Source organism: Paucilactobacillus nenjiangensis, assembly GCF_005405445.1.
In the GTDB taxonomy this organism is placed as follows: Bacteria; Bacillota; Bacilli; order Lactobacillales; family Lactobacillaceae; genus Paucilactobacillus; species Paucilactobacillus nenjiangensis.
Window position 1 is genome coordinate 1 of sequence record NZ_BJEB01000109.1, and the last position, 1,452, is coordinate 1,452.

The 1,452-nt window shown below is 42.6% G+C and carries 1 protein-coding gene; it reads left to right on the forward strand.

Going from position 1 to position 1,452, the window contains the following annotated elements; all coding sequences use genetic code 11:
• Nucleotides 1-1,367 (forward strand): group II intron reverse transcriptase/maturase (gene ltrA / locus FFM59_RS09955; protein ID WP_371858095.1); only part of this gene is annotated, 1,367 nt, incomplete at its 5' end.
• Nucleotides 1,368-1,452 lie beyond the last annotated feature (85 nt).

The following is a 1,452-nucleotide window of genomic DNA, read 5'->3' on the forward strand; positions in this document are numbered from 1 at the left end:
CAGAAAACAAAGCTGACCACCAGTGGATGGTAGGTCTGGAAGACCAAGAACAAACTGGGGCGCGTAGGATGAATTCTAATGAAACAACGATGATGAGTGGCATTAAGTTTGAACAACGCGTGTTGGATCGAGATAACTTGAATCTGGCCTATCAACGGGTTGTGCGTAATAAAGGTGTCGCAGGCATCGACGGAATGACCATCGATGATCTGTTAGGTTATTTGAGAGTTCATAAAACTGAACTTATTCATCAGTTGAATGATGGGACGTACCGGCCGAAGGCGGTTAAACGGGTAGAAATACCCAAACCAAATGGTGGCGTGCGAAAATTAGGCGTGCCAACGGTAATTGACCGAATGATACAACAAGCAATCGCACAAGTGATGTCTCCGATTTTTGAACAAGTTTTCTCAAATAATAGTTTTGGTTTTCGACCTAATCGAAGTGCGCAAGATGCAATTAAACGAGTGGTATCGCTGTATAACGAGGGTTACCACGTCGTGGTTGATCTTGATTTAAAGGCATACTTCGATACAGTCAATCATGATTTACTGATCAAGTATATCGAACAATATATTGATGATCCTTGGTTGATTAAGCTAATTCGAAAGTTTTTGACTAGTGGTGTTATGACTGGTTCAACCTTCGAAGCGAGTGTCGTGGGAACCCCGCAAGGCGGACCACTGTCACCACTATTGGCGAATATCTATCTCAATGAGCTGGATAAAGTATTAACGGAACGAGGTCTCCACTTTGTCCGATATGCGGATGACTGCAATATTTACGTTAAGAGTAAACGAGCAGGTCACCGGGTACTTGAGAGTATTAGTAGATTTCTGGAAAAGGATCTTAAAGTAACCGTCAATCGTGACAAAAGTAAAGTCGGGTCACCATTGAGATTGAAATTTCTGGGATTCTCACTGGGAGTTGGTAGGGGTGGTGCTTTCTCAAGGCCGTCAAAACAATCCCAAATACGGGTCAAACAGGAACTCAAACGAATTACGAAACGCAATCGCGGAATTTCACTTGAACAAATGTTTATGGAAATCACACGAAAAATGCGCGGATGGATTCAATACTACTCATCTGGTAAGATGACAAACTTCTTGAAACGAATAGATCAGTGGCTACGGTCTAGAGTTCGACAATACATCTGGAAATCATGGAAGAAAATCAAAACGAAGATCACTAACCTGAAACGACTAGGTTTGAATCAGAATGATGCTCGGCTAGCTGCTTATACCCGCAAGGGTTACTGGCGCACAGCACATAGCAAAACACTACTTTATACGTTAACAAACGAAAAACTGGAACAACTTGGATTGATGAATCTCTCCAAGGTATTCCAGTCTATTCAAAATGCTTAAATTACTGAACCGCCGTATACGGAACCGTACGTACGGTGGTGTGAGAGGTCGGTAGCTGAACTAATCAACTGCCTCCTACTCGATT